Below are 26,128 nucleotides of genomic sequence, written 5' to 3'. Positions count from 1 at the left end.
GCAATGCAATGCTTTCTCATTCACTGCCATGACGATGGAGATTAGGCCAGGCTTGGAGGGCTGTCATTTCGGGGCCGGCCGGTCTCAGCGATGTTCGACCGCAAATTGACCCCGACCTGCGTGCTTGGCTCGGTAACAAGCTGTATCAGCCTGTTTCAAGAGCTCTGCAGGCTGCGCGTTAGAGCCGTGGATGCAGGACATGCCGATGCTGGCGCCCACGCGAAACTGTTGCCCTTCCCACTCCAGCACCACGCCCTGGATCTGCGCGATCAGCCGCGCTGCCAGCAGTTCTGCCTGAGGCAAAGGGCAACTGCGCAAGATCAGGGCGAACTCGTCGCCCCCCAGGCGCGCCAGCTGGTCCCCGGCGCGGACCTGGGCTTGCATCAGCCGCGCGAGCTGGCGCAGCAGTTCGTCGCCGGCGGCGTGGCCGGCGCTGTCGTTGACCTGCTTGAAACGGTCGAGGTCGATGAAGCAGAGCACGCTGCTGCCATCGTTCTGCAGTACATCGCGACAGCTTTCGGCGAGGGCATCCTCGAAGGCCGGACGGTTGAGCAGGCCGGTGAGGGCATCGTGAGTGGCGGCATAGCGCAGGTGCTTCTGCATGGCCCGCGCCTCGCTGACGTCGGTAAGCACCAGCACGCTGCCCAGCAGGGTGCCGTCACCACTGCGCATGGGGGCCGCCTGACCGCGCAGGGCGATGGTGCCGCCTGCCGGGTGGCGCAGCGAGGCGAGGCCCTGGAGGCTGGTGGCACTGCCCTGCTCCAGGCATTCGCGCACCGGGTTGGGAACCAGGCGGCCGTCTTCGCCTTCCAGCAACAGGACCTGTTCGATGGGCAACCCCTGGGCCTCGTCGCTCTGCCAACCACTCAGGCGTACGGCCACCGGGTTGAGGAAGCTGACCCGGCCTTCCAGGTCGGTGGTGATGACGCCGTCGCCGATGGCGTCGAGGGTCACCTGCAACCGCTCGCGCTCGTCGTGCAGGCGTTCGGCCAACTGGCGAAGCTCGCTGACGTCCCAGTTGGTACCGACCATGCGCAGCGGCGTGCCGTCGGCATCACAGACCAGGCGCGCGTGTCCCTTGAGCACCCGCTGGCCGCCATCGGCGCGATGGATGCGGAATTCGATGTCCAGGCGACGACTGCCTTCCCGCGCGGCCAGCACTTCGCGCTCGGCCCGTTCGGCATCGTCCGGGTGCAGGTGGGCGCGCCAATCGGCAAAGGACAGGTCGTCGCCAAGGCTACGCCCGTAGAGGCGGCACATGCCTTCGTCCCAGAGCAGGCGGTCGCTGGCCAGGTCCCATTCCCAGACACCGACACCGCTGGCTTCGGTGGCCACCGAGTAGCGCCGCGCCAGTTCCGCTTCGCGCTCTTCGGCACGCTTACGCCGATCGATGTCCTCGATCTGCGAGATGAAATACATCGGCTCGCCCTCGTGGTCGCGCACCAGGGATACCGCCAGCAGGCCCCAGATTTCCCGGCCGCTCTTGTGCAGGTAGCGTTTCTCCAGGCGATAGCTGTGGCGCCGCCCGGCGAGGACTTCCCGGACCAGCTCGAGGTCGTCGGCGAGGTCTTCGGGATGGGTGAGGTCGTGGAAGCTCAGCGCGGTGAGTTCATCCTCGCTGTAGCCAAGCATGTCGCACAGCGCATGGTTGACCCGCTGCCAGCGGCCGTCCAACCCCACCAGGGCCATGCCGATGGCGGAGTGGTCCATGGCGTCGCGAAAGCGCGTTTCACTCGCCGCCAGTTCGCGACGGCGCTTGCGCAACTGCTCGACCGCCGACGCCAGCAGCAGGGCTGGCAGCAAGGCCAGCAGCAACGGCAGGTAGACCAGCAGATCGCGCCAGCCTTTTTCCAGGGTCGTGGCATCGAGCAGGCCAAGGGCGATGATCAGGCCACCGCTCACCGAGGTCATGGCCACCAGCAACGCAGTACTGGCGAAGGTCAGGCGCACCGCCGCGATCATCAACGGCAGGGACAGGTAGACGAAGGGAAAGGGCAGCCACAGCAGCGCGAAAGGGGTGCCCAGCAACACGAGGCCGCCGTAGAACAACAGCTCGTGGCGACGACGCTCGCCAATGAACTCCCACCAGCTGTGCTGGCGCATCCAGACCGCCAGGGGCAGCACCGAGACGGCGCCGAGCATGGCGCCCTCGACCCAGTACATCCAGCCGCTTTCGAAGGAGTCCAGCCCCTGCCAGGCGAGGATACTGGCCCCCAGACTGGCCCCCATCAGTGGCGGCAGCAGGGCACCAAAGAACATGAACTGCAGGAAGGCCCCAGGGCTTTCGTTCATCCGCAGCGCGGCGCCACTGACCCGCAACAATGCCGCGGCAAGAATGATCTCCAGCAGGTTGGGCGCAATGAAGCTGGCCGCGAGCGCCAGGCCATCGCCAAAGGCCAGGTTGGCCAGCAGGTCGGCCAGCATCGCCACCGCCAGAATCGGCGCCCAGCGGCGCAGCGGTTGGTCCCAGAGCAGGGCGACGGTGAAGGCGTTGGCGTACCAGAGGGTGGCGATGCTGCCCGGCTGGCGCGACAGCCAGACAGCCCCCAGGGCCAGCAGCAGATAGCCGGAGAAGACCAGCAACAGGGTCGGCAAGAAAGCGCCTGGTTCGCGTGTACGGGGCATCAGCCGGGTCTCCCACGGCGGGCGCCGGGCGCGGGCCCGGCAGGATTCAGGCAGGTCGGAAACAAGTCAGCCACGGGAATCTCCACGCCGGCCACAGCTCATCCAGACAATAGCGGAACCTGGGTTCCGAGCAATTCGACGATCAGACGTCGACGTTGCCGCGACCGACACTCAACTCCAGGGCGCGCCGACGAGTAGCGTGGAGCATCGCGCCTGGACGAACTCGCGGAGCAGGCGCACCGGTTTGCTGAGCTGGGCCCGGTGGGCACAGATCAGGTTCAGCGGCGTGGCCTGGCCGCGGTACTCCGGCAGGGCCAGTTCCAGGCGCCCGGCCTGGATGTCGCCAGCCACATCCAGCCAGGACTTGTAGGTCAGCCCCTGCCCGGCCAGCGCCCAGCGCCGCACCACATCGGCATCGTCGCAGACGCGGTTGCCGGTCACCGCCACCACCTGCTCGCGGCGCCCCTCGCTGAAGCTCCAGCGGTCATGGACACGGCCGCCCAGTTGGTAGAGCAGGCAGTTGTGCCCAACCAGGTCCTCCGGCTGGCGCGGCCGGCCATGGCGGGCGAAGTAGTCGGGCGCGCCGCAGAGCACGCGGCGATTGCTGGCGGCCAGTGGCAGCGCCACCAGGCTGGAGTCTTCCGGTTCGCCATAGCGGATGGCGATGTCCACAGCCTGGCGGTACAGGTCGGCGATCCGGTCGCTGAGGTGCAGGCGAATGCAGAGGCGAGGGTGCTCGCGCTGGAGCTCGTCGAGCCAGGGCAACAGCACGTTGCGGCCAAAGTCCGACGGTGCCGACAGCTGCAACAGGCCGGCAATGTCCTCGCGGCCGCCGGCCAACTGGCGCTGGCCCTCCTCCAGGCTGGCCAGGGCATTGCGCGCATGGACGAGGAACTGCTCGCCCTCCGGCGTCAGGCGCAGGCTGCGCGTGGACCGCACGAAGAGGCGGGTGTCGAGCTGCTGCTCCAGGCGCTTGAGCGCGGCGCTGGCCACGGCCGGCGAGACGTCCAGCTTGCGGGCGGCGGCCGAGAGGCTACCGTGGTCAGCGGTGCTGACGAACAAGGCGAGATCGTCGAGGCGCAGCATTTTCAAACCCCCTTTGAAAGACTGTCGCTTTCTAGCCGATTTTTCTCGCTTGCGAAATAACCGACCATGCGGACCCTCAAGCCCTCACGCGGAGAATCCCGATGAAAGCCGTCGCCTACTTCCAGAACCTGCCTATCGATAACCCCGACTCCCTGCAGGACATCGAGCTGCCGGAACCGCAGCCAGGTCCGCGCGACCTGCTGGTGGAAGTCCGCGCCATTTCCGTCAATCCGGTGGATACCAAGGTCCGCCGCAACGCCACGCCGGAAGCCGGTCAACCCAAGGTGCTGGGCTGGGACGTCGCGGGCGTGGTCAAGGCGGTGGGCAGCGACGTCACCCTGTTCCAGTCGGGGGACCGCGTGTTCTACGCCGGCGACCTGACCCGTCCGGGCGGCAACGCGGAGTTCCATCGCGTGGACGAACGCATCGTCGGCCATATGCCGAAGACCCTGGACTTCGCCCAGGCCGCCGCCTTGCCGCTGACCTCCATCACCGCCTGGGAGCTGCTGTTCGACCGCCTGCAGATTGCCGAAGGCAAGACCGACCTGGGCCAGAGCCTGCTGGTGGTGGGTGCCGCTGGCGGCGTCGGTTCGATCCTGGTGCAACTGGCCCGCCAGCTCACCGGCCTGACCGTGATCGGCACTGCTTCGCGCGCGCAAACCCAGGCCTGGGTCCGCGAGCTGGGCGCCCATCAGGTGCTGGACCACAGCCAGCCCCTGGCCGAGGAGTTGCGCCGCGCCGGCCTTGCCCAGGTCAGCCATGTGGCCAGCCTGACCCAGACCGACCAACACCTTGACCAGTTGGTGGAAGCCCTGGCGCCCCAGGGCCGCCTCGGCCTGATCGATGACCCGGCGCAGCTGGACGTGGCCAAGCTCAAGCGCAAGAGCCTGTCGCTGCACTGGGAGTTCATGTACACCCGCTCGATGTTCCAGACCCCGGACATCCTCGAACAACACCGCCTGCTGGAACGCGTCAGCCAGCTGATCGACGCCGGCGTACTGAAGACCACCGTGGGCGAGCACTTCGGCCGTATCAACGCGGCCAACCTGCGCCGCGCCCATGCCCTGCTGGAAAGCGGCACGGCCAAGGGCAAGATCGTGCTGGAAGGGTTTGCCTGAAGGCCTTGAACGCCCAGTCCTGATGGTGGGCTGAAGCCCACCCTACGCGCGGGTGGAAAGGCTTCGCCGGGGTCCTGCCGGACGGGCGAGCGAATGGACTGGCGAATGGTCCGGTACGCACATGCAAAGCGACTAGAATTTCCCTGGTTTCGCCAGCGGCCGGCTGCGCCGCATCGCTTCCGCTTTGCCGGGGTCCTGGATGCATCCCACCCTTGTCCGGCCCGCTATTCGTGCGGGCCTCTACCTGCTATGCGCCGGTGCCTGGCTTCTGGTCTGGGGCACAGGGGCGCTGAGCATACTCGGACTACTCCTGCTCACCGCCTTGCTGATTTTCTTCCTCGAACGCCGTCACCGCCTGGGTCGCGAACGGCTGCGCCAGGGCCTGCGGCGCACCAGCCTGCAACTGGAGCAAGCGCAGCGCGACGCCATCCTTGGCAACTGGGAATACGAGCAAAGCTTCGCCTTGAGCCCGGGCGCCCAGCGAATTCTCGGCTGCAGCGACGAAGACAGCCTCGCCGGCCTGCTGAACCGTTTCCATCCGGCCGACCGCAACAGCGTGCAACGCGGCCTGGAGGCGTTGCTCGTGGGCGGCACTGCGCTGGCAGTGAACGCACGCCTGAACCTGCCCAGCGACCAGTCGCCCGTCTGGCTGGCCCTGCGCGGAGAAGCCCAGCCCGATGGCCGTTCCTTCGGCACGGTGCAGGACATCAGCGCCCAGAAGCGTGACGAAGAAGCGCTGCGTGCCAGCGAGCTTCGATTCCGGCAGTTGTTCGAGCAGACCCCGCGCATTGCCGTGCAGGGCTACGACCGCCAGCGCCGGGTGATCTACTGGAACCACGCCAGCGAACAGCTCTACGGCTACACGGTGGACCAGGCCATGGGCCGCTATCTCGAAGACCTGATAATCCCGCCCGCCATGCGCACCCAGGTCGTCGCCGACATCAATAACTGGATGATCGGCGGCCCGGCCATTCCCGCCAGCGAGCTGACCCTGCAACGCCGTGACGGTAGCCCGGTGACCGTGTTCTCCAGTCACCTGGTGCTACGCAATCTGCACAACCAGTTGGAGCTCTACTGCGTGGATATCGATTTCAGCGCTTTGGAGTCTGCGCGCGACGCCTTGCGGCAAAGCGAGAATCGTTACCAGGAGCTGCTGGATAGCCTCGACCAGCATGCTCCGCAGAGCCAATCCAGTCACGGCGAGCAGGGCTAGGACGAACGGCGATTACCACCAGTCGGCTGCTTGATCCACGTCATTTTCTGTCATCTGCGCCGGTCTACACTGATTTTCCCCACCACTTGATTGGGAGATGACTGAGGTGAAAATTCTCGTTCGTCCGACTACCACCCCTCAGGGTGCGAGCTGGCAAGTCTGCCTGGACCAGCACGCGGTGAGCTTCCGTAGTGAAGCCGAAGCACGCCGATTCGTCAGCGTCCTTGAGGAGCGCCTGAAGGCTCCTCACGTACTGCCGGAATGGTCTCGACGAATCGCGAGTTAGCCCAAGGGCGCCTGGCCGTTGCGGTCGAGGCGCCAGGTCAGAAGCGAACAGGCAACTGCCGCGCAGCCGCACAGGCTGATGACCAGGGCCAGGGGGATGGCGCTGCCGTCGTGCAGCACCCCCACCAGGGTGGCGGCACCCGCCGCCACCGCAAATTGCAGACTGCCCATCAGCGCGGAGGCGCTACCCGCGTTCTGGCCCTGACCGGCCATGGCGCAGGCCGAGCCGTTGGGCAGGATGCACCCCAGACTGGCGATGCAGCCGAACAGCGGCAAGAGCAGAGGCCAGAGCGCTTGGGTATGCAGGCTGGACACCACCAGCAGCGCCAGCGCGCACACCAGATAGATCCAGACCACCCGCCGCATCCAGAAGGCTGGCCCGCGAAAGCGCATCAGGTAGGCATTGACTTGCGCCACCAGAATGAAGCCCGCCGCATTGATGGCGAACAACCAGCCGTAGTGCTCCGGCGGCACGCCATACAGCTGGATGAAAACAAAAGGCGAGCCGGCGATGTAAGCGAACATACCGGCAATGGCAAAGCCACCGGTCATGCCATAGGCGAGGAACTGCCAGTCGCCGAACAACCTCCGGTACTGCCCCAGGGCGCCGTTCAGGGGCGCGCGGGGAGCCACGTCTGAGAGGGTTTCCGGCAGCCAGGCAGCGATACCCAGCAGCACCAGCGTGCTGAACAGCGTGAGTGCCCAGAAGATCGACTGCCAGCCGAACAACTCCAGCAGCAGGCCGCCACCCAGCGGCGCCAGGAGCGGCGCCAGCCCCATCACCAGCATCAATTGCGAGAAGGCCTTGGCCGAGCCGATGGGGTCACACAGGTCACGCACCACCGCCCGCGAAACCACCATGCCGGCACAGCCGCCCAGCGCCTGGACGAAGCGTGCGCCTATCAGCCATTCCAGGGTGGGTGCCATGGCACAGGCCACCGAAGCCAGGGTGAAGATGGTCACACCGACCAGCAGTGGCGGACGCCGGCCGAAACGGTCCGCCAGCGGGCCGTAGATGAGCTGACCGAAGGCCAGGCCGACGAAGTAGGACGCCAGGGTCAGTTGCACATGCTCCACGTCCGTGACGAAGGCCTGGGCAATCGCCGGGAAGCTGGGCAGGTAGAAGTCGATGGCCATGGGGCCGAAGGCACTGAGCGCGCCAAGGAGCAGGAGGATGCGGAAAGTCATGGTCGAGGCTGGCGCCATCCCTTGCGGTTAAGGCGCCAGATAGTAACAGGGGTAAAGGGGACCGCGGCGGAGAGGCTCTTCTATGGGGGTGAATTCATTCGCTAACCGGACCGGCAGGTCCGGCACAGGAGTCCGAGAATGGGCGCTGCGCGCCCATCAGCGAATGAATTCGCCCCCACAATGTTTTCCACAGGCCCCCTAACCCTCATGGGCCTGCTCGGCCTTGGGCGCTTTCTTGCGGTCCAGCCATTCCGAGGCCTGCTCCACCAGCATGAAGAACATGGGGATGAGGAAGGTCGCCAGCAGGGTCGCAGCGAGCATGCCGCCGATCACCCCGGTACCGATGGAATGGCGGCTTGCCGAACCGGCACCCGAACTGATGGCCAACGGCACGCAACCAAGGATGAAGGCCAGGGAGGTCATCACGATCGGCCGGAAGCGCAGCTTGGCAGCCTCCAGCGCCGCCTGCGCAGGCTTCATGCCCTGTTCGCGACACAAGACCGCGAACTCGACGATCAGGATGGCGTTCTTCGCCCCCAGGCCGATCAGGGTCACCAGGCCGACCTGGAAGTACACGTCGTTCTGGATGCCGCGCAGCCACACCGCGAGGATGGCGCCGAACACGGCGAAGGGCACCGCGGTGACCACCGCCAACGGGAGGGTCCAGCGTTCGTACTGGGCGGCGAGGATCAGGAACACCATGATCAGGCCGAAAACGAACGCGATACTGCCGGAGCCATGGGACGCCAGCTCCTGAAAGGCCGAACCGATCCAGCCGAGGGTGTAGTCTTCACCGAGTACTTCGTCCGCCACTGCCTGCATGGCCTCCAGCGCCTGGCCGGAACTGTAGCCCGGCGCCGGTCCGCCGAGGATCTTGGCTGCCGGGTAGACGTTGAAGCGGGCGTAGGAGTCCGGGCCGAGGATGCGCTCCACCCGAACCAGGGATGACAGCGGGACGAGGTCATCGCTGGCTGAGCGCACGTAGACCTGGCTCAGGTCCTCCGGTTTGCGGCGGAACTCCGGTTCCGACTGCAGGCTCACCTGCCAGGTACGCCCGTAGAGGGTGAAGTCGTTGACGTAATAGCTGCCGAACGTCGACTGCATGGCCGTGAACACATCGTTGATGGCCACGCCCAGGGCGCGAGCCTTGGTGCGATCAAGGTCGATGTAGTACTGCGGCACGCTGGCATTGAAGGTGGTGTTGACCCCGGCCAGTTCTGGCCGCTTGGCCGCTGCCGCGACGAACTTCTGCACTACGCCTTCCAGCTGCTGCACGGTACCGCCGCTACGGTCCTGGATATAGGCCTCGAAGCCGCCGGTTGTGCTCATACCGGAAATCGGCGGCGGGTTGAAGGTCATCACCACGGCATCCTTCTGCCCGGCGGCCATGGCCATGAAGGTGTGCGTCAGGTTGCGCGCGTCCAGCTCGGGCGTGGTGCGCTCGCTCCAGTCCTTCAGCGGCACGAAGGACACCCCGGCGTTGCTGCGAGTACCGAAGGTGAGAATGTCGAAACCGGCGAAGGTGACCACATCCTGTACCGCTGGATGCTCCATCAATTCCTCGGTGACGGCGCTGGTGACTTCCTCGGTGCGGGTCAGGGACGCGGCGGGCGGCAAGAAATAGGCATTGAGCACATAGCCCTGGTCCTCGTCGGGCACCAGGGAGCCGGGTACCCGGCCGAACAGCACGACCATCAGCGCGATCATCCCACCGAACAGCACCAGGCCGATCAGCGAACGCTTGAGGAAGAACTGAACGCCAGCGCCATAGCCTGAGGTCATGCGCTCGAAGAAGGTGTTGAACCAGCGGAATGGGGCGGCCGGCTCACCATGGCCGGGTTTGAGCATCAGGGCGCAGAGGGCCGGCGACAAGGTCAGGGCGACGATACCGGAGATCACCACCGAGACCGCGATGGTGATCGCGAACTGCTGGTACATCTGTCCGGCCAGGCCGCCGAGAAAGCCTACCGGGATGAACACCGCACAGAGCACCAGCACGATGGCGACGATCGGGCCAGTCACCTCCTCCATGGCTTCGATGGCCGCCTCACGCGGGCCGATCTTCTTGGTCGCCATCACCCGTTCGACGTTCTCGATCACCACGATGGCGTCGTCCACCACGATACCAATCGCCAGCACCATGCCGAACAGGGTCAGCAGGTTGATGGAGAACCCGAGCATGTACATGCCGGCGAAGGTACCGATCAACGACACCGGGATCGCCAGCACCGGGATCAGCGTGGCACGCCAGTTCTGCAGGAAGATGAAGACCACCAGCACCACCAGTACCAGGGCCTCGAAGAAGGTGTGGATCACCTCTTCGATGGAGACTTCGACGAACTTGGTGGTGTCGTAAGGGATCTTGTAGGTGATGCCTTCGGGGAAGCGCTTGGCCAGCCGCTCCATGGTGGACCTCACCGCTTCGGCGGTGTCCAGGGCGTTGGCGCCTGGTTGCAAGTAGATACCGAAGGCGGCGTTCTGCTGGCCGTTCAGCGAGGTCATCAAGGAGTAGTCCTGGGCCCCCAGCTCGACCCGCGCCACATCTTTCAGCAACAGGCTGGCGCCAGTGGCGTCGGAGCGCAGGATGACGCTCTCGAACTCCTTGGGATCGGTGAAGCGGCCCTGGGTGGTGACGGTGTAGGTGAAGTCCTGCGCCTGATTCAGCGGCTGCTGACCAAAGCTGCCGGCGGCGAACTGGGAGTTCTGCTCGCGGATGGCGTTGACCACATCCGTGGGGGTGAGATCGTACTGCGCCAGCTTGTCCGGCCGCAGCCAGATGCGCATGGAGTAGTCCTTGGAGCCGAACTGGCTGGCATCCCCCACGCCAGGAATCCGCTTCAGCTCGTCGATGACGTTGATCAGCGCGTAGTTGCTGATGAAGATCGGATCGCGGGAGTTGTCCGGCGAATAGAGGGTGACCACCTGGAGGATGTCGGAGGATTTCTTCTCGACCTTCACACCCTGCCGGCGCACTTCTTCCGGCAGCTTGGCCAGTGCGGCCTGGACCTTGTTGTTGACGTCGATGGTGGCCTGGTCCGGATCGCGCCCCACCTCGAAGTACACAGTCAGGCTCATGGCGCCGCTGCTGTCGGAGTTGGACAGCTGATAGATCATGCCCTCCACGCCGTTGATTTCCTGTTCCAGGGGCGCGGCGACGGTTTCGGCGATCACCTGCGAACTGGCACCGGGATACACGGCCGAAACCGAAACCTGCGGCGGAAGGATTTCCGGGTACTGGGCGATGGGCAGTGCGCGCATGGCGGCGAGGCCGGCAAGCACGATGACGATGGAGATGACCGCGGCAAAGACAGGGCGATCGATAAAGAAGCGCGAGATCACGTTAGGCGCTCCTTCAGGATTTCTTTGAGGTTTGGTCGGCAGGCGCCTGGCTGGCCTCGACCGCCTTCACCGGCGAGTCGGGGCGTACCTTGGGCAGGCCCTCGACTATCACCCTGTCGCCAGCCGTAACACCGGACTCGATCACCCAGCGGCCATCGCGGGTATCGCCGGTCTTGACCTGGCGCACGCGCGCCATGCCGTCCTGGTCGACCACATAGACGAAGGTGCCGCGCGGTCCTTGGGCCAGGGCGCGTTCAGGCAGGGTAATGGCCTGCGGACGGGTGAAGCCCTTCACCAGCACTCGCACGAACATGCCGGGCAGCAGTTTCTGTTCCGGGTTGGGTACCACGGCCCGGGCGCTTACGGTGCCAGTGCCTGTGTTGACGAAGCTGTCGGTGAAGTCGACCCGGCCGGAGAGCGGGTAGGTGGAACCGTCGCCGAACTTCAGGTCCGCGCTGAGCAGGCCGTCCGGAGGCAGCTCGACCTTGCCGTTCTTCACGCCGTCGCGCAGGCGCTCGGCTTCGGTGTCCGGGTAGGCGAAGTTGACGTAGATGGGATCGAGCTGGGTGAGTTGGGTCAGCAGGCTGCCGTTCGGGTCGCCGGCTACCACCAGGCTGCCTTCGGACCGGGTCTCCTTGCTGGTCATGCCGGAGATGGGGGCTTCCACCGTGGTGTAGTCGAGGTCGATCTGCCGGGCCTTCACCTCGGCTTGTGCCGCCTCGACGTTGGCCTTGCTCTGTTCGAAGTTGGAAATCGCGTTATCCAGTTCGCTCTCGCTGGCGAAGCCCTTCTTCTGCAGCTCGCGGGTACGCTTGAGGTCGCGCTCGGTCTGGCGGTAACGCGCCTGCTCCTGCGCCAAGGCCCCCTTGGCCCGCGCCAGAGCCGCCTCGTAGGTGCGCGGGTCGATGCGGAACAGCACTTGTCCCTGCTTCACCCGGCTGCCTTCGGTGTAGGTCCGCTGCTGGAGGATGCCGCTAACCTGGGCACGGACCTCCACCTCGCGAAAGCCCGCTGTGCGCCCGGCATACTCGAGAATCAGCGGAAGCGGAGCGGCCTTGGCGGTTTCCACGACCACCTCCGGAGCCGGCGGCGCGCCACCCGGTGCATCAGCTGCGCCCGCAAGGCCAAAAAAACTGGTACTTGCGACGAATAGTGCAAGGCTGAAGGAAAGGTTTCGAGCAAACGGCATGAGGCGTCTCCATACGGTGCCGAGTCGGCAAAAGAATCAAGCGCTGAACTATACATTCATTCGTGTCTGTAAAGGTCATGTACCAGCAAAATCGGTACACTCCGCTCCCCAACAAGAAGCCTAGACAGTATTGGCCCAACTGCTATGCGCAGAACAAAAGAAGAAGCTGAGAAAACCCGAGTCGCAATCCTCGACGCTGCCGAGCACCTTTTCCTGGAAAACGGCGTGGCGCATACGTCCCTGGAACAGATCGCGCGCGCCGCCGGGGTGACCCGTGGCGCGGTCTACTGGCATTTCCAGAACAAGGCCCACTTGTTCCACGAAATGCTGTCCCAGGTGCGCCTGCCCCAGGAACAGATGATCGACCGCCTGTGCGGCTGCAATGGCCAGGACCCGATGCTGTCCCTGCGCGACCTCTGCCTGGAGGCCATCATCAACCTGGCGCGGGATGAGCAGCGCAAGCGCATCTTCAACATCCTGCTGCATCGCTGTGAGTTCACCGAGGAACTGCGGGAGGCCGAAGAGCGCCACTATGCCTTCGTCGACCAGTTCATCCAGCTGTGCGAGGCCCTGTTCGACCGCCCTGCCTGCCGCGAACGACTGCGCCCGGGCATCAAGCCGTTGCACGCGTCCCGGGCGGTCCACGCCCTGGTTATCGGTCTGTTCAGCGACTGGACCCGCGACCCGCGGCTGTTCGACCCGCTGCAGGATGCCGAACCCATGGTGGACGCGCTGTTCCGCGGGCTGGTGAAGGACTGGGACTGATTACGGGCTCAATGCGTGGAGGTGGATCCATTGGCCAAGGGCGGCGCAGCCGACCCATGAGGCTCGAATGGCGAACCTGTGGTTCGAATGGCGATTGAAATAGCTCTCTCTGCATTGCGTGTTGCAGGCAGCTGCATTGCCCGTAGGAGCTGGCTTGCCAGCGAATGGCCCCGCTTCGCTGGCAAGCCAGCTCCTACAAGGCTCTTGGCCCGCTGGGAAGTCTCTCGCAACAGCTAACGCAGACATCGCCAATTCATTCGCAAAAGGGCAGCGAAGCTGCCCCGAAATCATCCAACGGACGGGCTATCAGGCCGGCTCAGCCTGATAGCCCTCTTCGCGAATCGCCTCCAGCACCTGTTCTTCCGCCAACCGGGTGGCAACACGTACCTCGCCGGCCGCCAGATCCACCTGTACCTCGGCGGCCTGGTCATGGGCCTGCACGGCCTGGGTAACGGCGCGGACGCAGTGCCCGCAAGACATGCCTTGAACCTTGAATACCTGCATGGTCGTTCTCCTTGTGAGTGGAACCTGGCGCCAGTCTCATCCTTTCCACGGTGGCAAGGTCAAGGGCTGCTCCTACACTGGGTTGAACATCTTGCAGGAGAACTCCGCCATGTACGGCCTCCGCCCTGCCCTTCTCGGCCTGCTGACCGCCCCGCTGCTGGCCCAGGCCCAGCCACCCATCGATTACGGCGTACTGATCGTCTCCCGCGAACGGCTGGAGCTGGCCACTGCCTGCGACGTCGGCCTCTACCTGGAGGACCAGTTGGCTGCGCGGCTGGTGCAAGGACAGATCGTTTCCTTCAACCTGCCGCCCGGGCGCCTGTCGATCCGCCTCAGCCTGCTGGGTCCAGGTCCCTGCAAGCCGGGTGTCGAGCAACTCCGAAACCAGAGCATTACCTTGATGGCCGGCGAGGTGCGCAAATACCGGCTGGCGCAAAGCACGCAAGGCCTCTATCTGGTGCCGACCACTGCGGTCCAGTGACCTCTTGACCTTTCCCTCGTGTCAAGGTTGATCCTAGTCCGCAGATTAGGAGGATCAGCCCATGACCAACCCAACCGCCTTCGACCTGCCCATATCAGGCATGACCTGCGCCAGTTGCGCAGGCCGTGTCGAGCGCGCCCTGGCCAAAGTGCCGGGCGTGCAGGCCGCCAGCGTCAACCTGGCCACTGAACACGCCCGCGTCCAGGCCCCCGGCGAAAGCCTGCCGGCCCTGGTGGCGGCGGTGGAGGCCGCGGGCTACCGGGTACCCGCCCAGCGCCTGGAACTGGCCATCGGCGGCATGACCTGCGCCAGTTGCGTCGGTCGCGTCGAACGTGCCCTGCGCAAGGTGCCGGGGGTCGCTGAAGTGACGGTGAACCTGGCCAGCGAACGTGCCCATTTGCAGCTCTTCGGCCAACCCGACAACGAGCGTCTGATCCAGGCCGTGGAGGCCGCCGGCTATTCCGCCAGCCTGGTGGACGATGCCCACCCGCCCGTAGACGACGCCGAAACCCGCCTGCGTCGGGAGCGCTGGGCGGTCCTGATCGCCCTCGCCCTCGCCCTGCCATTGGTGGTGCCAATGCTGCTGGAAGGGTTCGGCTTGCACTGGATGCTACCGGCCTGGGCACAGTTCGCCCTGGCCACCCCCGTGCAGTTCATCCTCGGCGCACGCTTCTATCGCGCGGCCTGGAAGGCGGTGAAAGCCGGCGCCGGCAACATGGACCTGTTGGTGGCCATCGGCACCAGCGCCGGTTACGGCCTGAGCCTCTATCAATGGTGGGCGGCCCATCCCGGCCACACGCCGCACCTCTATTTCGAGGCGTCAGCCGTGGTAATCGCCCTGGTGCTGCTGGGCAAGTACCTGGAAAGCCGCGCCAAACGCCAGACCAGCGCGGCCATTCGCGCACTGGAAGCCCTGCGCCCGGAACGCGCCACCCGTCTTGTAGAAGGCAGGGAGGAAGACGTCGCCATCGCCGCCTTGCAACTGGGCGACCTGCTGGTGGTCAAGCCCGGAGAGCGCTTCCCCGCTGACGGCGAGGTGAACGAAGGCCTGAGCCATGCCGACGAAGCCTTGATCAGCGGCGAGAGCCTGCCCGTGCCCAAACAACCCGGCGATCGCGTCACTGCTGGCGCCATCAACGGTGAAGGCCGGTTGCTGGTACGCACCACGGCCCTTGGCGGCGAAACCGTGCTGGCGCGGATCATCCGCCTGGTAGAAGACGCCCAGGCGGCCAAGGCGCCGATCCAGAAACTGGTGGACCGGGTCAGCCAGGTATTCGTCCCGGCCGTGCTGCTGATCGCCTTCGCCACCCTGGCCGGCTGGCTGCTTGCCGGCGCCAGCGTCGAGACCGCCTTGATCAACGCCGTGGCCGTGCTGGTCATCGCCTGCCCTTGCGCACTCGGCCTGGCCACCCCCACCGCCATCATGGCCGGTACCGGCGTGGCGGCGCGCCACGGCATCCTGATCAAGGACGCCGAAGCCCTGGAAGTCGCACATGCCGTGCAGGCGGTGGCCTTCGACAAGACCGGCACCCTGACCTCCGGCAGCCCGCGCATCGCCCACCTGGCGGCGCTGGATGGCAATGAAGATCAGCTGCTGCAACTGGCCGGCGCCCTGCAGCGCGGCAGTGAACACCCATTGGCCAAGGCGGTGCTGGACGCCTGCGCCGAACGCCACCTGGAACCCCCCGTCGTTGAGGCCAGCCAGGCCCTCGCCGGGCGCGGCATTCAAGGACGGGTGAACGACCGCCTGCTGGCCTTGGGCAATCGTCGCTTGCTGGACGAACAGAAACTCGCGGCCGGTGAGTTGACCAACTACGCCACGGCGTGGGAAGCCGAGGGCCGCACCCTGTCGTGGCTGCTGGAGTTGAAGCCTGAGCAGCGCGTGCTCGGCCTGTTCGCCTTCGGCGACACGCTGAAGGACGGCGCGGCCGAAGCCGTAGAGGCCCTGCGCAAGCGGAATATCCACAGCCACCTGATCACCGGCGACAACCGTGGCAGCGCGCGGGTGGTGGCCGAGGCGCTGGGTATCGACTCGGTCCATGCCGAGGTGCTCCCCGCCGACAAGGCGGCCACCGTGGCCGCGCTCAAGGCCAACGGAGTCGTGGTCGCCATGGTCGGCGACGGTATCAACGACGCCCCGGCCCTGGCCGCTGCCGACGTCGGCATCGCCATGGGCAGCGGCACGGACGTGGCCATGCACGCGGCCGGCATCACCCTGATGCGCGGCGACCCGCGCCTGGTGCCGGCGGCCCTGGATATCTCGCGGCGCACCTATGCGAAGATCCGCCAGAACCTGTTCTGGGCCTTCATCTACAACCTGATCGGCATTCCCCTGGCCGCCGCCGGCCTGCTCAGCCCGGTGGTAGCGGGCGCCGCCATGGCGCTGTCCAGCGTCAGCGTGGTGAGTAATGCGCTGCTGCTGAAAACCTGGAAGCCTGAAGAATGAACCCTGCTCCGTGGGAGCCAGCTTGCTGGCGAAGGTTCGCGAGCAAGCTCGCGCCTACGGTCGAGGGACCGCAACAGAGGAAACGCCAATGAACATCGGCCAAGCCGCCAAGAAAAGCGGGCTTACCGCAAAGATGATCCGCTATTACGAAGGCATCGGCCTGCTGCCGGAGGCCGGACGCACCGACAGCGGCTACCGCCAGTACAGCGCCCAGGACCTGCATACCCTCGCCTTCATCAAACGCTCGCGGGACCTGGGCTTCTCGCTGGAGGAAGTGGGACGTTTACTTGAGCTCTGGCAGGACCGCCAGCGCGCCAGCGCCGATGTGAAGTCGCTGGCCCGTGACCATATCGAAGCACTGAACCGCAAGATCGCCGAGCTGGCGGGCCTGCGTGACACCCTTCAGGAATTGGTGGACCACTGCCAGGGCGATCACCGGCCCGACTGCCCGATCCTCAAGGATCTGGAGTCAGGCGGCTGCTGCCACTGAACACTCGGCCGAGCGCACCTTTGGGCAACACGGTGATCGCCAGGCCGACGAACACCAGCACGCACGCCAGCCAGCCGGCAGCGCTGAGCTGTTCACCCAACAGCAGCCAGCCTGACAGCAGGCCGGACACCGGAACCGCCAGGGCAAAGGGCGTCACCAGGCTGGCGGGATAGCGCTGCAGCAGGAAGCTCCAGAGGCCAAAGCCCACAGTGGTCGCCAGGAACGCGATATAGACCAGCGCGCCGATACCGCCCCAGCTTGGGTGGCTCAAAGCACTGGCGATGGCCTCGGGACCTTCGAAGAGGTACGAGAGCACCAGCAGGGGAAGCGGCGGAATCAGGCTGACCCAGCAGATCAGCCGCAGCATGTCCTTCGCGCCGCTGCGCTTGGTGGCGATGTTGGCGAAGGCCCAGGCCAGCGCGGCGGCGATCACCAGCATGAAGGCCAGCAGGCTGTCTCCCAGCGGCCGACCAAAGCCGATCAGTACCAGGCCGGAAGCGGCCAGCAAAAGCCCCATCAGACCACGGCGACTGGGCCGCTCACCGAGGAACAGCGCCGCGATGAGGATGGTGAAGAACACCTGGCTCTGCAGCACCAGCGACGACAGCCCGGCGGGCATGCCCAGGTGCATGCCGACGAAGAGCAGGCCGAATTTGATCACCCCGAGCAACAGGCCGATCTGCACGATGCGCCAGAACGGCGCCGGCATCGGCCCGCGCAGGAACAACAGCGGCAAGGCTGCGAGGGCAAAGCGCAAGGCGCAGAACAGCAGTGGCGGGAAGTCTTCCAGGCCGACCTTGATCACCACGAAATTGACGCCCCAGATCAGGGTGACCAGCAGGGCCAGGAGGATGTGCGGGACAGGCATGGCGAGGGCTCCAGAAACTCAGCACACGCTAACAGCCTGGCGGGCGGATGTAAGGACACAGAAGCCTGCAAAAATCACTGGGCGCTGTATCACTGCCCCCCCCTCTCCCCGCCCCTGTGGGGGCGAATTCATTCACCAAGGACTGCGCAGCAGTCCCGCAGGATGGGTCGGGCGGCGCTCCGCGAGACTGCGATACCCATCAACCGCGATCCGCATGGGTTTCGTGCCTCAACCCATCCTACCCGCCAGACGGAGCGAATTATTGCGCAGCCATCCAGCAGGTCGGGCCAGGCGGCAAGCCGCTCGGCCCGCGAAGTCCAACGTCCGAGCCAAATGAAAAAGGCCGCAAGCGCGGCCTTTCCGGTTCAATTCGATCAGCTCAAGCCTGGGACTGCAGGTAGTTCTTCAGGCCGATGCGGTCGATCATGCCGAGCTGCTGCTCCAGCCAGTAGGCATGGTCTTCTTCGGTGTCCTTGAGCTGGGCGACGAGGATATCGCGGCTCATGTAGTCCTTGTGCTTCTCGCACAGGGTGATGCCCTTGCTCAGCGCGGCGCGCACTTCGTATTCCAGCTTGAGGTCGGCGCGCAGCATGTCTGGCACGGTCTGACCGGGGTGGATGGTGCGCGGGCGCATGTCCGGGGTGGCCTCGAGGAAAAGGATGCGCTGCAGCAGGGCGTCAGCGTGCTGGGTTTCCTCTTCCATCTCGTGGTTGATGCGCTCGAACAGCTTGTTGAAGCCCCAGTCCTGGTACATCCGCGAATGCAGGAAGTACTGGTCCCGGGCGGCCAGTTCACCGCGCAACAGGTCCTTGAGGTAATCCACCACTTCAGCTTGGCCTTGCATCTGCCCATCTCCTGAAAAAACCAATGAACAAGGATCGTGCGCCGATCCGGCCCGGTCAAGTCAGTCTCAGCTGACCATCCATGGCGGTGTTGGTTCTTCCCGTCCGACCGGAGCGTCCTGCTCGGACAAGGCCGCCTGGCGACGGGCTTCATCGGCGAGGGCGGCCTTGATTTCACGCATCACGGCATCCAGATCAGCGGTGTCCTCGGTCTCGGCGAACTCGCCGGTAAGCGGGGTTTCCGGGGTCAGTTTGCCTTCTTCGAAGAGCGCCCACATTTCCTTCGCATAGCGGGTGTACAGCAGCTCAGGCGCGAACTGCCCGAAATAGGCCGACATGTTGCCGACATCACGCTCGAGCATGCGGAATGCGTGATTGTTGCCGGCAGCGTCCACGGCCTGGGGCAGGTCGATGATCACCGGACCATAAGGATCGAGGAGCACGTTGAACTCGGACAGGTCGCCATGGACCAGGCCGGCGCAGAGCATCTTGACGATCTCGCCGATCATGAAGGCGTGGAATTCGCGGGCATCTTCGGGCGTCAGGTCGACGTCATTCAGGCGCGGTGCGGCATCGCCCTCGCCATCGCTGACCAGCTCCATCAACAGCACGCCATCGAGGAAGTCGTAAGGCTTGGGTACCCGCACCCCGGCGTTGGCCAGGCGGAACAACGCGGCCACCTCGGCGTTCTGCCAGGAGTCCTCGCGCTCGCGACGGCCGTATTTCGAGCCCTTGGCCATGGCCCGGGCATCACGGCTGTTGCGGACTTTGCGGCCCTCCTGGTACTCGGCGGCCTGGCGGAATCCGCGCTTGTTGGCCTCCTTGTAAACCTTGGCGCAACGCAGCTCGCTGCCGCAGCGCACCACGTACACGGAGGCTTCCTTGCCGCTCATCAGCGGGCGCAGGACTTCATCGATCAGGCCATCTTCCAGCAGTGGCTCAAGGCGTTTCGGGGTCTTCATTCAGGTGCAGCGGGCATCGTCGGGGGAAGTGGAACACTGGCCGACGTTATACGGCATGCAGGCTCCGACGGCTATCCACGACGCGAAAGACCACGACGAAGGGTTTCGATGGCATAGCGCACCTTGGCCGGCTGCGCATCGCGCCGAGGGGTGACGATGTAGAGCCCCACGGGCTTGGGCTGCCACTCAGGCAGCAGCGCCAGCAGCCGACCGCTGGCCAGTTCTTCCCGGACTTCCGGCTCCGGTTGCAAGGACAGGCCCAGCCCTGCCAGGGTGAAGCTGCGCACGGCGAGGATGTTGTTGCAGGCCACTCGCGGCTCCAGGCGCAGCCGCTGCTCTTCCCCGCCTGGACCGGTGAAGCTCACCTGGTGTTGCTGGCGTTCGCCGTTGAGACTGATCCAGTCCAGCTCCAGCAGGCGTTCCGGGCGTTGGATCGGCCCACTGCGGGCCAGGTAGGCCGGAGCACAACAGAGCACCGCCGGCCAATCGGCGAGGTGGCGGGCCACGAGGCTGGAGTCTTCCTGGCGGCCGACGCGGATAGCCAGGTCGATGCGCTGCTCCACCAGGTCGATCTGCTCGTCATGGAAGAACAGCTGGAGGCTCAGGCCCGGATGAGCCTCCAGCAACGGCGCCAGCGCCTCGGTGAGCATGCCGTTGGAGAAGCCGACCGGAGCGGCAATACGCAACTCGCCCACCGGCGCATCACGCAGTTCGGCCAGGCGCTGTTCGGCCTGCTGCGCCAGTTCCAGTACCTGGGCGCAGCTCTTGTAGAACACCGCGCCCGCTTCGGTCAGGGTCAGCTTGCGGGTGGTGCGGTGCAGCAGGCTGACCTGGGTTTCCGCCTCCAGCTTGCGGATCTGCTGGCTGACCGCCGAGGCCGTCATGCCCAGCACCTCTGCCGCGGCCACCATGCTGCCGCGCTCCACGACCGTGGCGAACACTGCCATGCGCTTGAGCTGTTCCATTCGTAAGCTCCGCTTAATTGTGAAAGCGCTTTCAAGCACTTTTTCCATCGATTATCCAGCAGCGATTATGCGCCACCTCGCAACCCACCTTGGAGATGCTCATGAAAATCGCCCTGATCGGCGCCAGCGGTTTCGTCGGTTCCGCCGTCCTCGACGAAGCCCTGCAACGCGGCCACCAAGTGACCGCCATCGTCCGCCACCCGGAAAAACTCCCCCAGCCCCCCAACCTGACGGCCCTCAAAGGTGACGCCTATGACGCCGCCGCCATCGCCCGGGCCGTGGCCGGCCACGAGGCGGTGGTCCACGCCTTCAACCCCGGCTGGGGCGAGGAGAAGATTCGCGAGCTGTTCATCCAGGGCACCCAGGCCATCTTCGCCGGGGTCAAGCAAGCCGGCCTGAAACGCCTGCTGGTGGTAGGCGGCGCCGGCAGCTTGTATGTCGCACCGAACCTGCAACTGATCGACACGCCCGACTTCCCCGCCGCCTACCAGGAAGGCGCCGAAGGCGCGCGCCAGGCGCTCAACCTGATCCGCGAAGAGCACAGCCTGGACTGGACCTTCCTCTCCCCACCCGCGCTGCTGGAGCCGGGCGAGCGCAGCGGCCGCTTCCGTATCGGCGGCGACCAGTTGCTGATGAGCGGCGATCACCCGGCGCGCATCAGCGTCGCCGACCTGGCCGTGGCCATCATCGACGAGCTGGAACAACCCCAGCACATCCGCCAACGTTTCACCGTCGGCTACTGAGGAGAGCCCCCATGACCCTGACCGCATCCGCCCATGTCACCACCGCCACCCCGGCGCGCTACATCAGCCGCCTGTGCAAGCACTTCGCCCACCGCGTGCCCGTGAGCTACGACGAACAGCAGGGCCGCATCGAATTCGACCTGGGCCTCGGTCTGCTGCGCGTCGATGGCGACGGCCTGACCCTGGCCGTGGAAAGCCAGACGCCGGAGGGCCTGGAGCGCCTGAAAGATATCGTCGGCAGCCACTTCGTCCGCGTGGCATGGCAGGAGGAACTGAACCTGGAGTGGAAGGCCTGAAACGACGGCTGCGTCCTCAGTGGGACGCAGTCCAGACCGTCTAGAAAACCGGATCGCCCAATACCCACCGTCCCGCGCACCGCTGTAGATTCACCCCCGCCCTTCCGGCCCCCGCGCCAGCCGAAATCTCGTGTTCGAAGCACTTCCCCCGTTCGGGGTAAGGCTTGCCCCACCCCTGAGTGCAAATCCCCACTCCAATCACCTGAAAACCGTCGAAACCCTTTGGAACGCGCGGGCTAGAACGCCCCTGGCGGCATGGCACAGCCATTGCTGAGACACGATTGCAACTGCTCGGTCCCCAGATGCAGGCCGGGAAAGCTGCAAGCGCGCGCCCACGCTGGCGAGCAATAGGGAGGTTCTTTCGAATGACAGACGCAAGACTTCAGGCCGTCCCCGACCACCCCCAGGCCGACCACCCCTGGATCGAGTACGTGGCAGGGCAATGGGTCGTGGTGCGCAAGCGCCGGGCTCCGGATGAGCGACGCTGCTATCACGCCATGCGCGCCCACATCGACTTGCTGCTCTACCTGGGCTGGAGCATCACCGGCCGCGACCCGGTGCGGCTCGAGTTCAACCAGATGGTGAAGATCGTCAGGCGCGGCGCGCTGATCGACGGATGAGCGGGTAACGCCCCCGAGGCCTGGCGCAAGGCAAAAAAAAGGGCGGCCCCGACATTGCGGGCCGCCCTAAATCACGGAGTTGCTTACATCGCGTGGCGGCGATGACTTGCCGCCACGGGTATTGGATTACTTTTCCAGGATCGCAGTCACACCTTGGCCGCCGGCGGCGCAAATCGAGATGACGCCGCGCCCCTCTCCGGCGACCGAAAGCAGCTTGGCCAGGTTGGCGACGATGCGCCCGCCCGTCGCGGCGAAGGGGTGGCCGGCGGCCAGTGAGCTGCCCTTGACGTTCATCTTGCTGCGGTCAATGGCGCCCAGCGGTTTGTCCAGGCCGAGGCGGGTCTTGCAGTAGTCGGCGTCTTCCCAGGCCTTGAGGGTACAGAGCACCTGGGCGGCGAAGGCTTCATGGATCTCGTAGTAATCGAAATCCTGCAGGCACAGGTTGTTGCGCGCCAGCAGGCGCGGCACGGCGTAGACCGGCGCCATCAGCAGGCCTTCCTCGCCACTGACGAAGTCCACCGCCGCCGCCTCGCCATCCTTGAAGTACGCGAGGATCGGCAGCCCGCGCGCCTTGGCCCATTCCTCGCTGGCCAGCAGCACCACCGAGGCACCGTCGGTGAGCGGGGTGGAGTTGGCCGCCGTCAGGGTGCCGCGCGGGCCGCGTTCGAACACCGGGTTCAGGCTCGCCAGCTTCTCGGCGTTGATGTCCGGGCGCAGGTTCTGGTCGCGGTTGAGGCCACGGAAGGGGCTCATCAGGTCGTTCTGCCAGCCTTCGGCATAAGCGGCCGCCAGCTTCTGGTGACTGGCGATGGCCAGCAGGTCCTGCTCATCACGGGGAATGGCCCAGGTCTGCGCCATCAGCTCGCAGTGCTCGCCCATGGACAGCCCGGTGCGCGGCTCGCCGTTGCGCGGAATGTGCGGCGCCAGGTGGCGCGGACGTACTTTCAGCAACGTCTTGATCTTGTCGCCGGTGGTCTTGCCGCGATTGGCCTCCAGGAGGATCTTGCGCAGCTCCTCATGCACGCCGATGGGCGCGTCGGAAGTAGTGTCCACGCCGCCGGCGATGCCGCTCTCGATCTGCCCCAGGGCGATCTTGTTGGCCACCAGGATGGCGGCTTCGAGACCCGTGCCACAGGCCTGCTGGATGTCATAGGCCGGGGTTTCCGGCGCCAGGCGCGAGCCCAACACGCACTCGCGCGCCAGGTTGAAATCCCGGGAGTGCTTGAGCACCGCGCCGGCCGCGAACTCCCCAATGCGCACGCCATGGAGGTTGAAGCGTTCCACCAGGCCTTCGAGGGCGCTGGTCAGCATGTCCTGGTTGCTCGCCGTGGCGTAGACCGTGTTGGAGCGGGCGAAAGGGATGCGATTGCCGCCGACGATGGCGACCCGGCGAAGCTGGGTCATGGTGACTCCTTGCGATGAGGGTTGGCAGGTTGCAGTGTCGGATACAAGACTAGACGCCTGGATTGGCCGCCTTGCCGGGCGGCAGGTCAGCGCGGTCAATTGCGCGCAACCTGCGCCTGCGTAGAGTGAGCCCACTTTCGATTTTCCAGCAGGAGCGCTACCCCATGAACGACCGTTACCTCGCCTTCGCCAACTCCAACGCCGGCCGGCGCCTGGTTGGCGCCCTCGGCCTGCCGGCGCCGGTGCGCCTGGAGCGCTGGATGGCGGGCCGCGCACGGCCGGTGGACGGTGCCCTGCTGATCGGTGGCCAGGGTGGCCTGGCGGAAGTCGCCAGCACCGTACTGAACAAACTGACTGACCAGAACTTCGCCGATGAAGACGGCCGCTTCGGCCTGCCGCGCTGGACCGCCGAGCACGGCCCGAAACTCAAGGCGCTGATCTTCGATGCCAGTGGCCTGACCCGTTTCGAGCAACTGATCGAGCTGCGCAACTTCTTCCAGCCGGCCATGAAAGGCCTGGGCAAATGCCCGAAAGTGGTCGTGCTGGCCCGCGCACCGGAAGCCACCAAAGACCTGGTGGCCGCCAGCGTGCAGCGCTCCCTGGAAGGCTTCACCCGCTCCCTGGGCAAGGAAATCCGCCGTGGCGGCAACGTGCAGCTGGTCTATGTGGGCAAGGGTGCCGAGGACCAGTTGGAAGGCGCCCTGCGCTTCTTCCTCTCGCCGAAGAGCGCCTACGTCTCGGCCCAGGTGCTGCGCCTGACCGCTTGTGCCGAGCGGGTGCAGGACTGGACCCGCCCGCTGGCCGGCAAGCGCGCGCTGGTCACCGGCGCCTCCCGCGGCATCGGTGCCGCCATTGCCGAAACCCTGGCCCGCGACGGTGCCGACGTGGTGCTGCTGGACGTGCCCCAGGCCAAGGACGCCCTCGACGGCCTCGCCGCGCGCCTGGGCGGCCGGGGTGTCGCCATGGACATCACCGCCGACGACGCTGCCAGCCAATTGGTAGAAGCCCTGCCCGAAGGCGTCGACATCCTGGTGCACAACGCTGGCATCACCCGCGACAAGACCCTGGCCAAGATGAGCGACGACTTCTGGCACTCGGTGATCAACGTCAACCTACGCGCCCCGCACGTACTCACCCAGGCCCTGCTGGACGCGGGCAAGCTGCACGACAACGGCCGCGTGGTGCTGATCGCCTCCATCAGCGGCATCGCCGGCAACCTCGGCCAGACCAACTATGCGGTGAGCAAGGCCGGGGTGATCGGCCTGGCGCAGAACTGGGCGCCAGCCCTGGCCAAGCGCGGCATCAGCATCAACGCCGTGGCGCCGGGCTTCATCGAAACCCAGATGACTGCAGCCATCCCCCTCACCATCCGCGAAGCCGGCCGGCGCATGAACTCCATGAACCAGGGCGGCCTGCCCCAGGACGTGGCCGAAGCCGTGGCCTGGTTCGCCCAGCCGGGCTCAGGCGCCCTGACCGGCCAAGTGATGCGGGTGTGCGGGCAGAGCCTGCTGGGGGCGTGATTCGCCCCTACAAGGGCATTCGCCCCCACAAGAGCGTTCACGCGGGCCTCAGCCCTCGCCCTTCCCCTTTCGCCGGAACTCCACTGGCGTCTCCCCTACCCAGCGTTTGAACGCCCGGTAGAAGGTGCTCGGCTCGGAGAAGCCGGTGCGCTCGACAATCACCTCGATGCGCTCGTCGGTCTTCAGCAGCAGCTCCTTGGCCAACCGGCAGCGGTAGTCGGTGACCAGGTCGTTGAAGCGCACGCCGGCCATGGCCAGGCGTTCGCGCAGGCGTCGGGCCGGCATGTTCAGGCGGGCGGCCACCTGTTCGAGGGTGGCACCGCTGTCCACCAGCAACTCACCGATCAGCTCGCGCACCTGGCGCACCAGGTCCAGGCGTTCCACCTCGGCCAATTGGCGACGGGCCAGGGATTCGTGCATGCGCAGCAAGTCTGGCGCGGCGTGGCGCGAGGGTTTGTCCAGCACTTCGGCATCGAAGATCAGCGCATAGCGCTCAGCGCCCAGGGTTGCCGGGCAGCCGTACACCGCCTGGTAGCGCTCGGCGGGCGCGCCTTCGGCATGCATCAGTTGCACTTCATGGGGTTTGAACTGGCCCTCGGTGAGAGCATGGAACAGGCGGATCACCGCACCGGCGAGCATTTCCGGGAAGTGGCGGTTGCTGCCGGCGTGTCGGCCGAGGGACAGCACGGCACGGTCGTCTTCCACTTCCAGATGGGCGTTCAGGGTGTCGGAGAGCAGGCGCACATAGCGCAGGGCGTGGCGCAACCCCTCACCGAAGGTCCCACTGGAGAGGAACAGGTATTCCAACAGCAGCCCATGGAAGGCAGGCAGGTGACCGGCCAGGTAGAGGCCGACATGCTCCTCGCCGCATTCATCGGCGGCAGCCTTCCAGAACTGGGTTTGCGCAGCATGGGGAAAGCGACCTGCGGGCAGCCCGCCAGGCGGCAGGCCCACGCGCACCAGTACCTTGTCCGGATCGGTGCCGCTGGCACGCAGGGCGTCGATCACCGGGCGCATCAGCGCCACATCGTCGGTCAGATCACGCATCATTTTCGGATAATTCTTATTGTCTGCGAGGCGCAGCCATCTTATGCAGCTTTGTCCCCGCCGCTCAAGGCCGCGATTGACTGCCCTGCCACGGCCCCGGGAAGGTCGGCCAATGTGCGCCCGACGCCGCTG

The 26,128-nt window shown here is 65.7% G+C and carries 23 protein-coding genes; 11 read left to right on the top strand and 12 right to left on the bottom strand.

The window, feature by feature from the left end:
- Positions 1–84 precede the first annotated feature (84 nt).
- The gene (locus G559_RS29315) at positions 85–2,625 is read right to left on the bottom strand and encodes a PAS domain S-box protein (RefSeq protein WP_051246884.1); all 2,541 of its coding nucleotides are present in this window, start codon (positions 2,623–2,625) and stop codon (positions 85–87) included.
- A 171-nt stretch (positions 2,626–2,796) separates the two neighbouring features.
- On the bottom strand, positions 2,797–3,711 hold the full coding sequence (locus G559_RS0124675) for a LysR family transcriptional regulator (protein WP_028630789.1): 915 nt from the start codon (positions 3,709–3,711) through the stop codon (positions 2,797–2,799).
- A gap of 101 nt (positions 3,712–3,812) precedes the next feature.
- Here G559_RS0124675 and G559_RS0124670 point away from each other — a divergent pair, with 101 nt between their 5' ends.
- From G559_RS0124670 to G559_RS31040, 3 genes are all read left to right on the top strand, one after another.
- Positions 3,813–4,829 carry a zinc-binding alcohol dehydrogenase family protein gene (locus tag G559_RS0124670; RefSeq protein WP_028630788.1) on the top strand — a complete coding sequence of 339 codons (1,017 nt, stop codon included), beginning with the start codon at positions 3,813–3,815 and terminating at the stop codon, positions 4,827–4,829.
- 199 nt (positions 4,830–5,028) lie between these two features.
- Complete coding sequence (locus G559_RS0124665; RefSeq protein WP_028630787.1) at positions 5,029–6,042, top strand: PAS domain-containing protein; 1,014 nt, start codon at positions 5,029–5,031, stop codon at positions 6,040–6,042.
- Positions 6,043–6,148: 106 nt separating this feature from the next.
- Positions 6,149–6,328, top strand: coding sequence for a hypothetical protein (locus G559_RS31040; protein ID WP_081668168.1), 180 nt, complete (start codon positions 6,149–6,151; stop codon positions 6,326–6,328).
- On the opposite strand, the gene G559_RS0124660 is transcribed toward G559_RS31040, so the two are convergent.
- The 3 genes from G559_RS0124660 to G559_RS0124650 form a co-directional block, all read right to left on the bottom strand.
- On the bottom strand, positions 6,325–7,515 hold the full coding sequence (locus G559_RS0124660; RefSeq protein ID WP_028630786.1) for a Bcr/CflA family multidrug efflux MFS transporter: 1,191 nt from the start codon (positions 7,513–7,515) through the stop codon (positions 6,325–6,327). The genes G559_RS31040 and G559_RS0124660 overlap by 4 nt on opposite strands.
- A 198-nt stretch (positions 7,516–7,713) precedes the next feature.
- On the bottom strand, positions 7,714–10,854 hold the full coding sequence (locus tag G559_RS0124655; protein WP_028630785.1) for an efflux RND transporter permease subunit: 3,141 nt from the start codon (positions 10,852–10,854) through the stop codon (positions 7,714–7,716).
- A 13-nt stretch (positions 10,855–10,867) separates the two neighbouring features.
- Positions 10,868–12,043: an efflux RND transporter periplasmic adaptor subunit gene (locus G559_RS0124650; RefSeq protein ID WP_028630784.1), complete on the bottom strand. Its 1,176-nt coding sequence runs from the start codon at positions 12,041–12,043 to the stop codon at positions 10,868–10,870.
- A gap of 144 nt (positions 12,044–12,187) precedes the next feature.
- Between G559_RS0124650 and G559_RS0124645 the strand changes: the two genes are divergently transcribed.
- Complete coding sequence (locus G559_RS0124645; protein ID WP_028630783.1) at positions 12,188–12,808, top strand: TetR family transcriptional regulator; 621 nt, start codon at positions 12,188–12,190, stop codon at positions 12,806–12,808.
- A gap of 306 nt (positions 12,809–13,114) precedes the next feature.
- Here the strand turns inward: G559_RS0124645 and G559_RS0124640 are convergent, their stop codons facing one another.
- The gene (locus tag G559_RS0124640; RefSeq protein ID WP_028630782.1) at positions 13,115–13,312 is read right to left on the bottom strand and encodes a heavy-metal-associated domain-containing protein; all 198 of its coding nucleotides are present in this window, start codon (positions 13,310–13,312) and stop codon (positions 13,115–13,117) included.
- A gap of 109 nt (positions 13,313–13,421) precedes the next feature.
- Between G559_RS0124640 and G559_RS0124635 the strand changes: the two genes are divergently transcribed.
- The 3 genes from G559_RS0124635 (at position 13,422) to cueR (ending at position 16,729) form a co-directional block, all read left to right on the top strand.
- Positions 13,422–13,793: a hypothetical protein gene (locus tag G559_RS0124635; RefSeq protein WP_028630781.1), complete on the top strand. Its 372-nt coding sequence runs from the start codon at positions 13,422–13,424 to the stop codon at positions 13,791–13,793.
- A gap of 61 nt (positions 13,794–13,854) precedes the next feature.
- The gene (locus tag G559_RS0124630) at positions 13,855–16,239 is read left to right on the top strand and encodes a heavy metal translocating P-type ATPase (protein WP_028630780.1); all 2,385 of its coding nucleotides are present in this window, start codon (positions 13,855–13,857) and stop codon (positions 16,237–16,239) included.
- A gap of 88 nt (positions 16,240–16,327) precedes the next feature.
- Complete coding sequence (cueR, locus tag G559_RS0124625; protein WP_028630779.1) at positions 16,328–16,729, top strand: Cu(I)-responsive transcriptional regulator; 402 nt, start codon at positions 16,328–16,330, stop codon at positions 16,727–16,729.
- On the opposite strand, the gene G559_RS0124620 is transcribed toward cueR, so the two are convergent.
- The 4 genes from G559_RS0124620 to G559_RS0124605 form a co-directional block, all read right to left on the bottom strand.
- Positions 16,695–17,597 carry an EamA family transporter gene (locus tag G559_RS0124620; protein WP_028630778.1) on the bottom strand — a complete coding sequence of 301 codons (903 nt, stop codon included), beginning with the start codon at positions 17,595–17,597 and terminating at the stop codon, positions 16,695–16,697. The genes cueR and G559_RS0124620 overlap by 35 nt on opposite strands.
- A gap of 379 nt (positions 17,598–17,976) precedes the next feature.
- Complete coding sequence (gene bfr, locus G559_RS0124615) at positions 17,977–18,441, bottom strand: bacterioferritin (protein WP_028630777.1); 465 nt, start codon at positions 18,439–18,441, stop codon at positions 17,977–17,979.
- 66 nt (positions 18,442–18,507) lie between these two features.
- On the bottom strand, positions 18,508–19,401 hold the full coding sequence (locus G559_RS0124610; RefSeq protein ID WP_028630776.1) for a PA4780 family RIO1-like protein kinase: 894 nt from the start codon (positions 19,399–19,401) through the stop codon (positions 18,508–18,510).
- Positions 19,402–19,472: 71 nt separating this feature from the next.
- Complete coding sequence (locus G559_RS0124605; RefSeq protein WP_028630775.1) at positions 19,473–20,366, bottom strand: LysR family transcriptional regulator; 894 nt, start codon at positions 20,364–20,366, stop codon at positions 19,473–19,475.
- Between the two features lie 101 nt (positions 20,367–20,467).
- On the opposite strand from G559_RS0124605, the gene G559_RS0124600 reads away from it, so the two are divergent.
- The 3 genes from G559_RS0124600 (at position 20,468) to G559_RS29310 (ending at position 22,025) form a co-directional block, all read left to right on the top strand.
- Entirely contained in the window at positions 20,468–21,109 is a 642-nt protein-coding gene (locus G559_RS0124600; protein WP_028630774.1) for an NAD(P)-dependent oxidoreductase, read from the top strand.
- Between the two features lie 11 nt (positions 21,110–21,120).
- A complete protein-coding gene (locus tag G559_RS0124595) occupies positions 21,121–21,405 on the top strand; it encodes a DUF2218 domain-containing protein (RefSeq protein ID WP_028630773.1) in 285 nt (94 codons plus the stop codon).
- A 365-nt stretch (positions 21,406–21,770) separates the two neighbouring features.
- Complete coding sequence (locus G559_RS29310; protein WP_036997843.1) at positions 21,771–22,025, top strand: hypothetical protein; 255 nt, start codon at positions 21,771–21,773, stop codon at positions 22,023–22,025.
- A gap of 126 nt (positions 22,026–22,151) precedes the next feature.
- On the opposite strand, the gene G559_RS0124585 is transcribed toward G559_RS29310, so the two are convergent.
- Positions 22,152–23,429: an acetyl-CoA C-acetyltransferase gene (locus G559_RS0124585; protein WP_028630772.1), complete on the bottom strand. Its 1,278-nt coding sequence runs from the start codon at positions 23,427–23,429 to the stop codon at positions 22,152–22,154.
- A gap of 164 nt (positions 23,430–23,593) precedes the next feature.
- On the opposite strand from G559_RS0124585, the gene G559_RS0124580 reads away from it, so the two are divergent.
- On the top strand, positions 23,594–24,949 hold the full coding sequence (locus tag G559_RS0124580; protein ID WP_028630771.1) for a 3-oxoacyl-ACP reductase: 1,356 nt from the start codon (positions 23,594–23,596) through the stop codon (positions 24,947–24,949).
- A 48-nt stretch (positions 24,950–24,997) separates the two neighbouring features.
- On the opposite strand, the gene G559_RS0124575 is transcribed toward G559_RS0124580, so the two are convergent.
- Positions 24,998–25,996: an AraC family transcriptional regulator gene (locus G559_RS0124575; protein ID WP_028630770.1), complete on the bottom strand. Its 999-nt coding sequence runs from the start codon at positions 25,994–25,996 to the stop codon at positions 24,998–25,000.
- Between the last annotated feature and the right edge of the window lie 132 nt (positions 25,997–26,128).

Source organism: Metapseudomonas resinovorans DSM 21078 (assembly GCF_000423545.1).
GTDB lineage: Bacteria > Pseudomonadota > Gammaproteobacteria > Pseudomonadales > Pseudomonadaceae > Metapseudomonas > Metapseudomonas resinovorans.
This window is presented reverse-complemented; position numbering and strand designations above follow the sequence as displayed.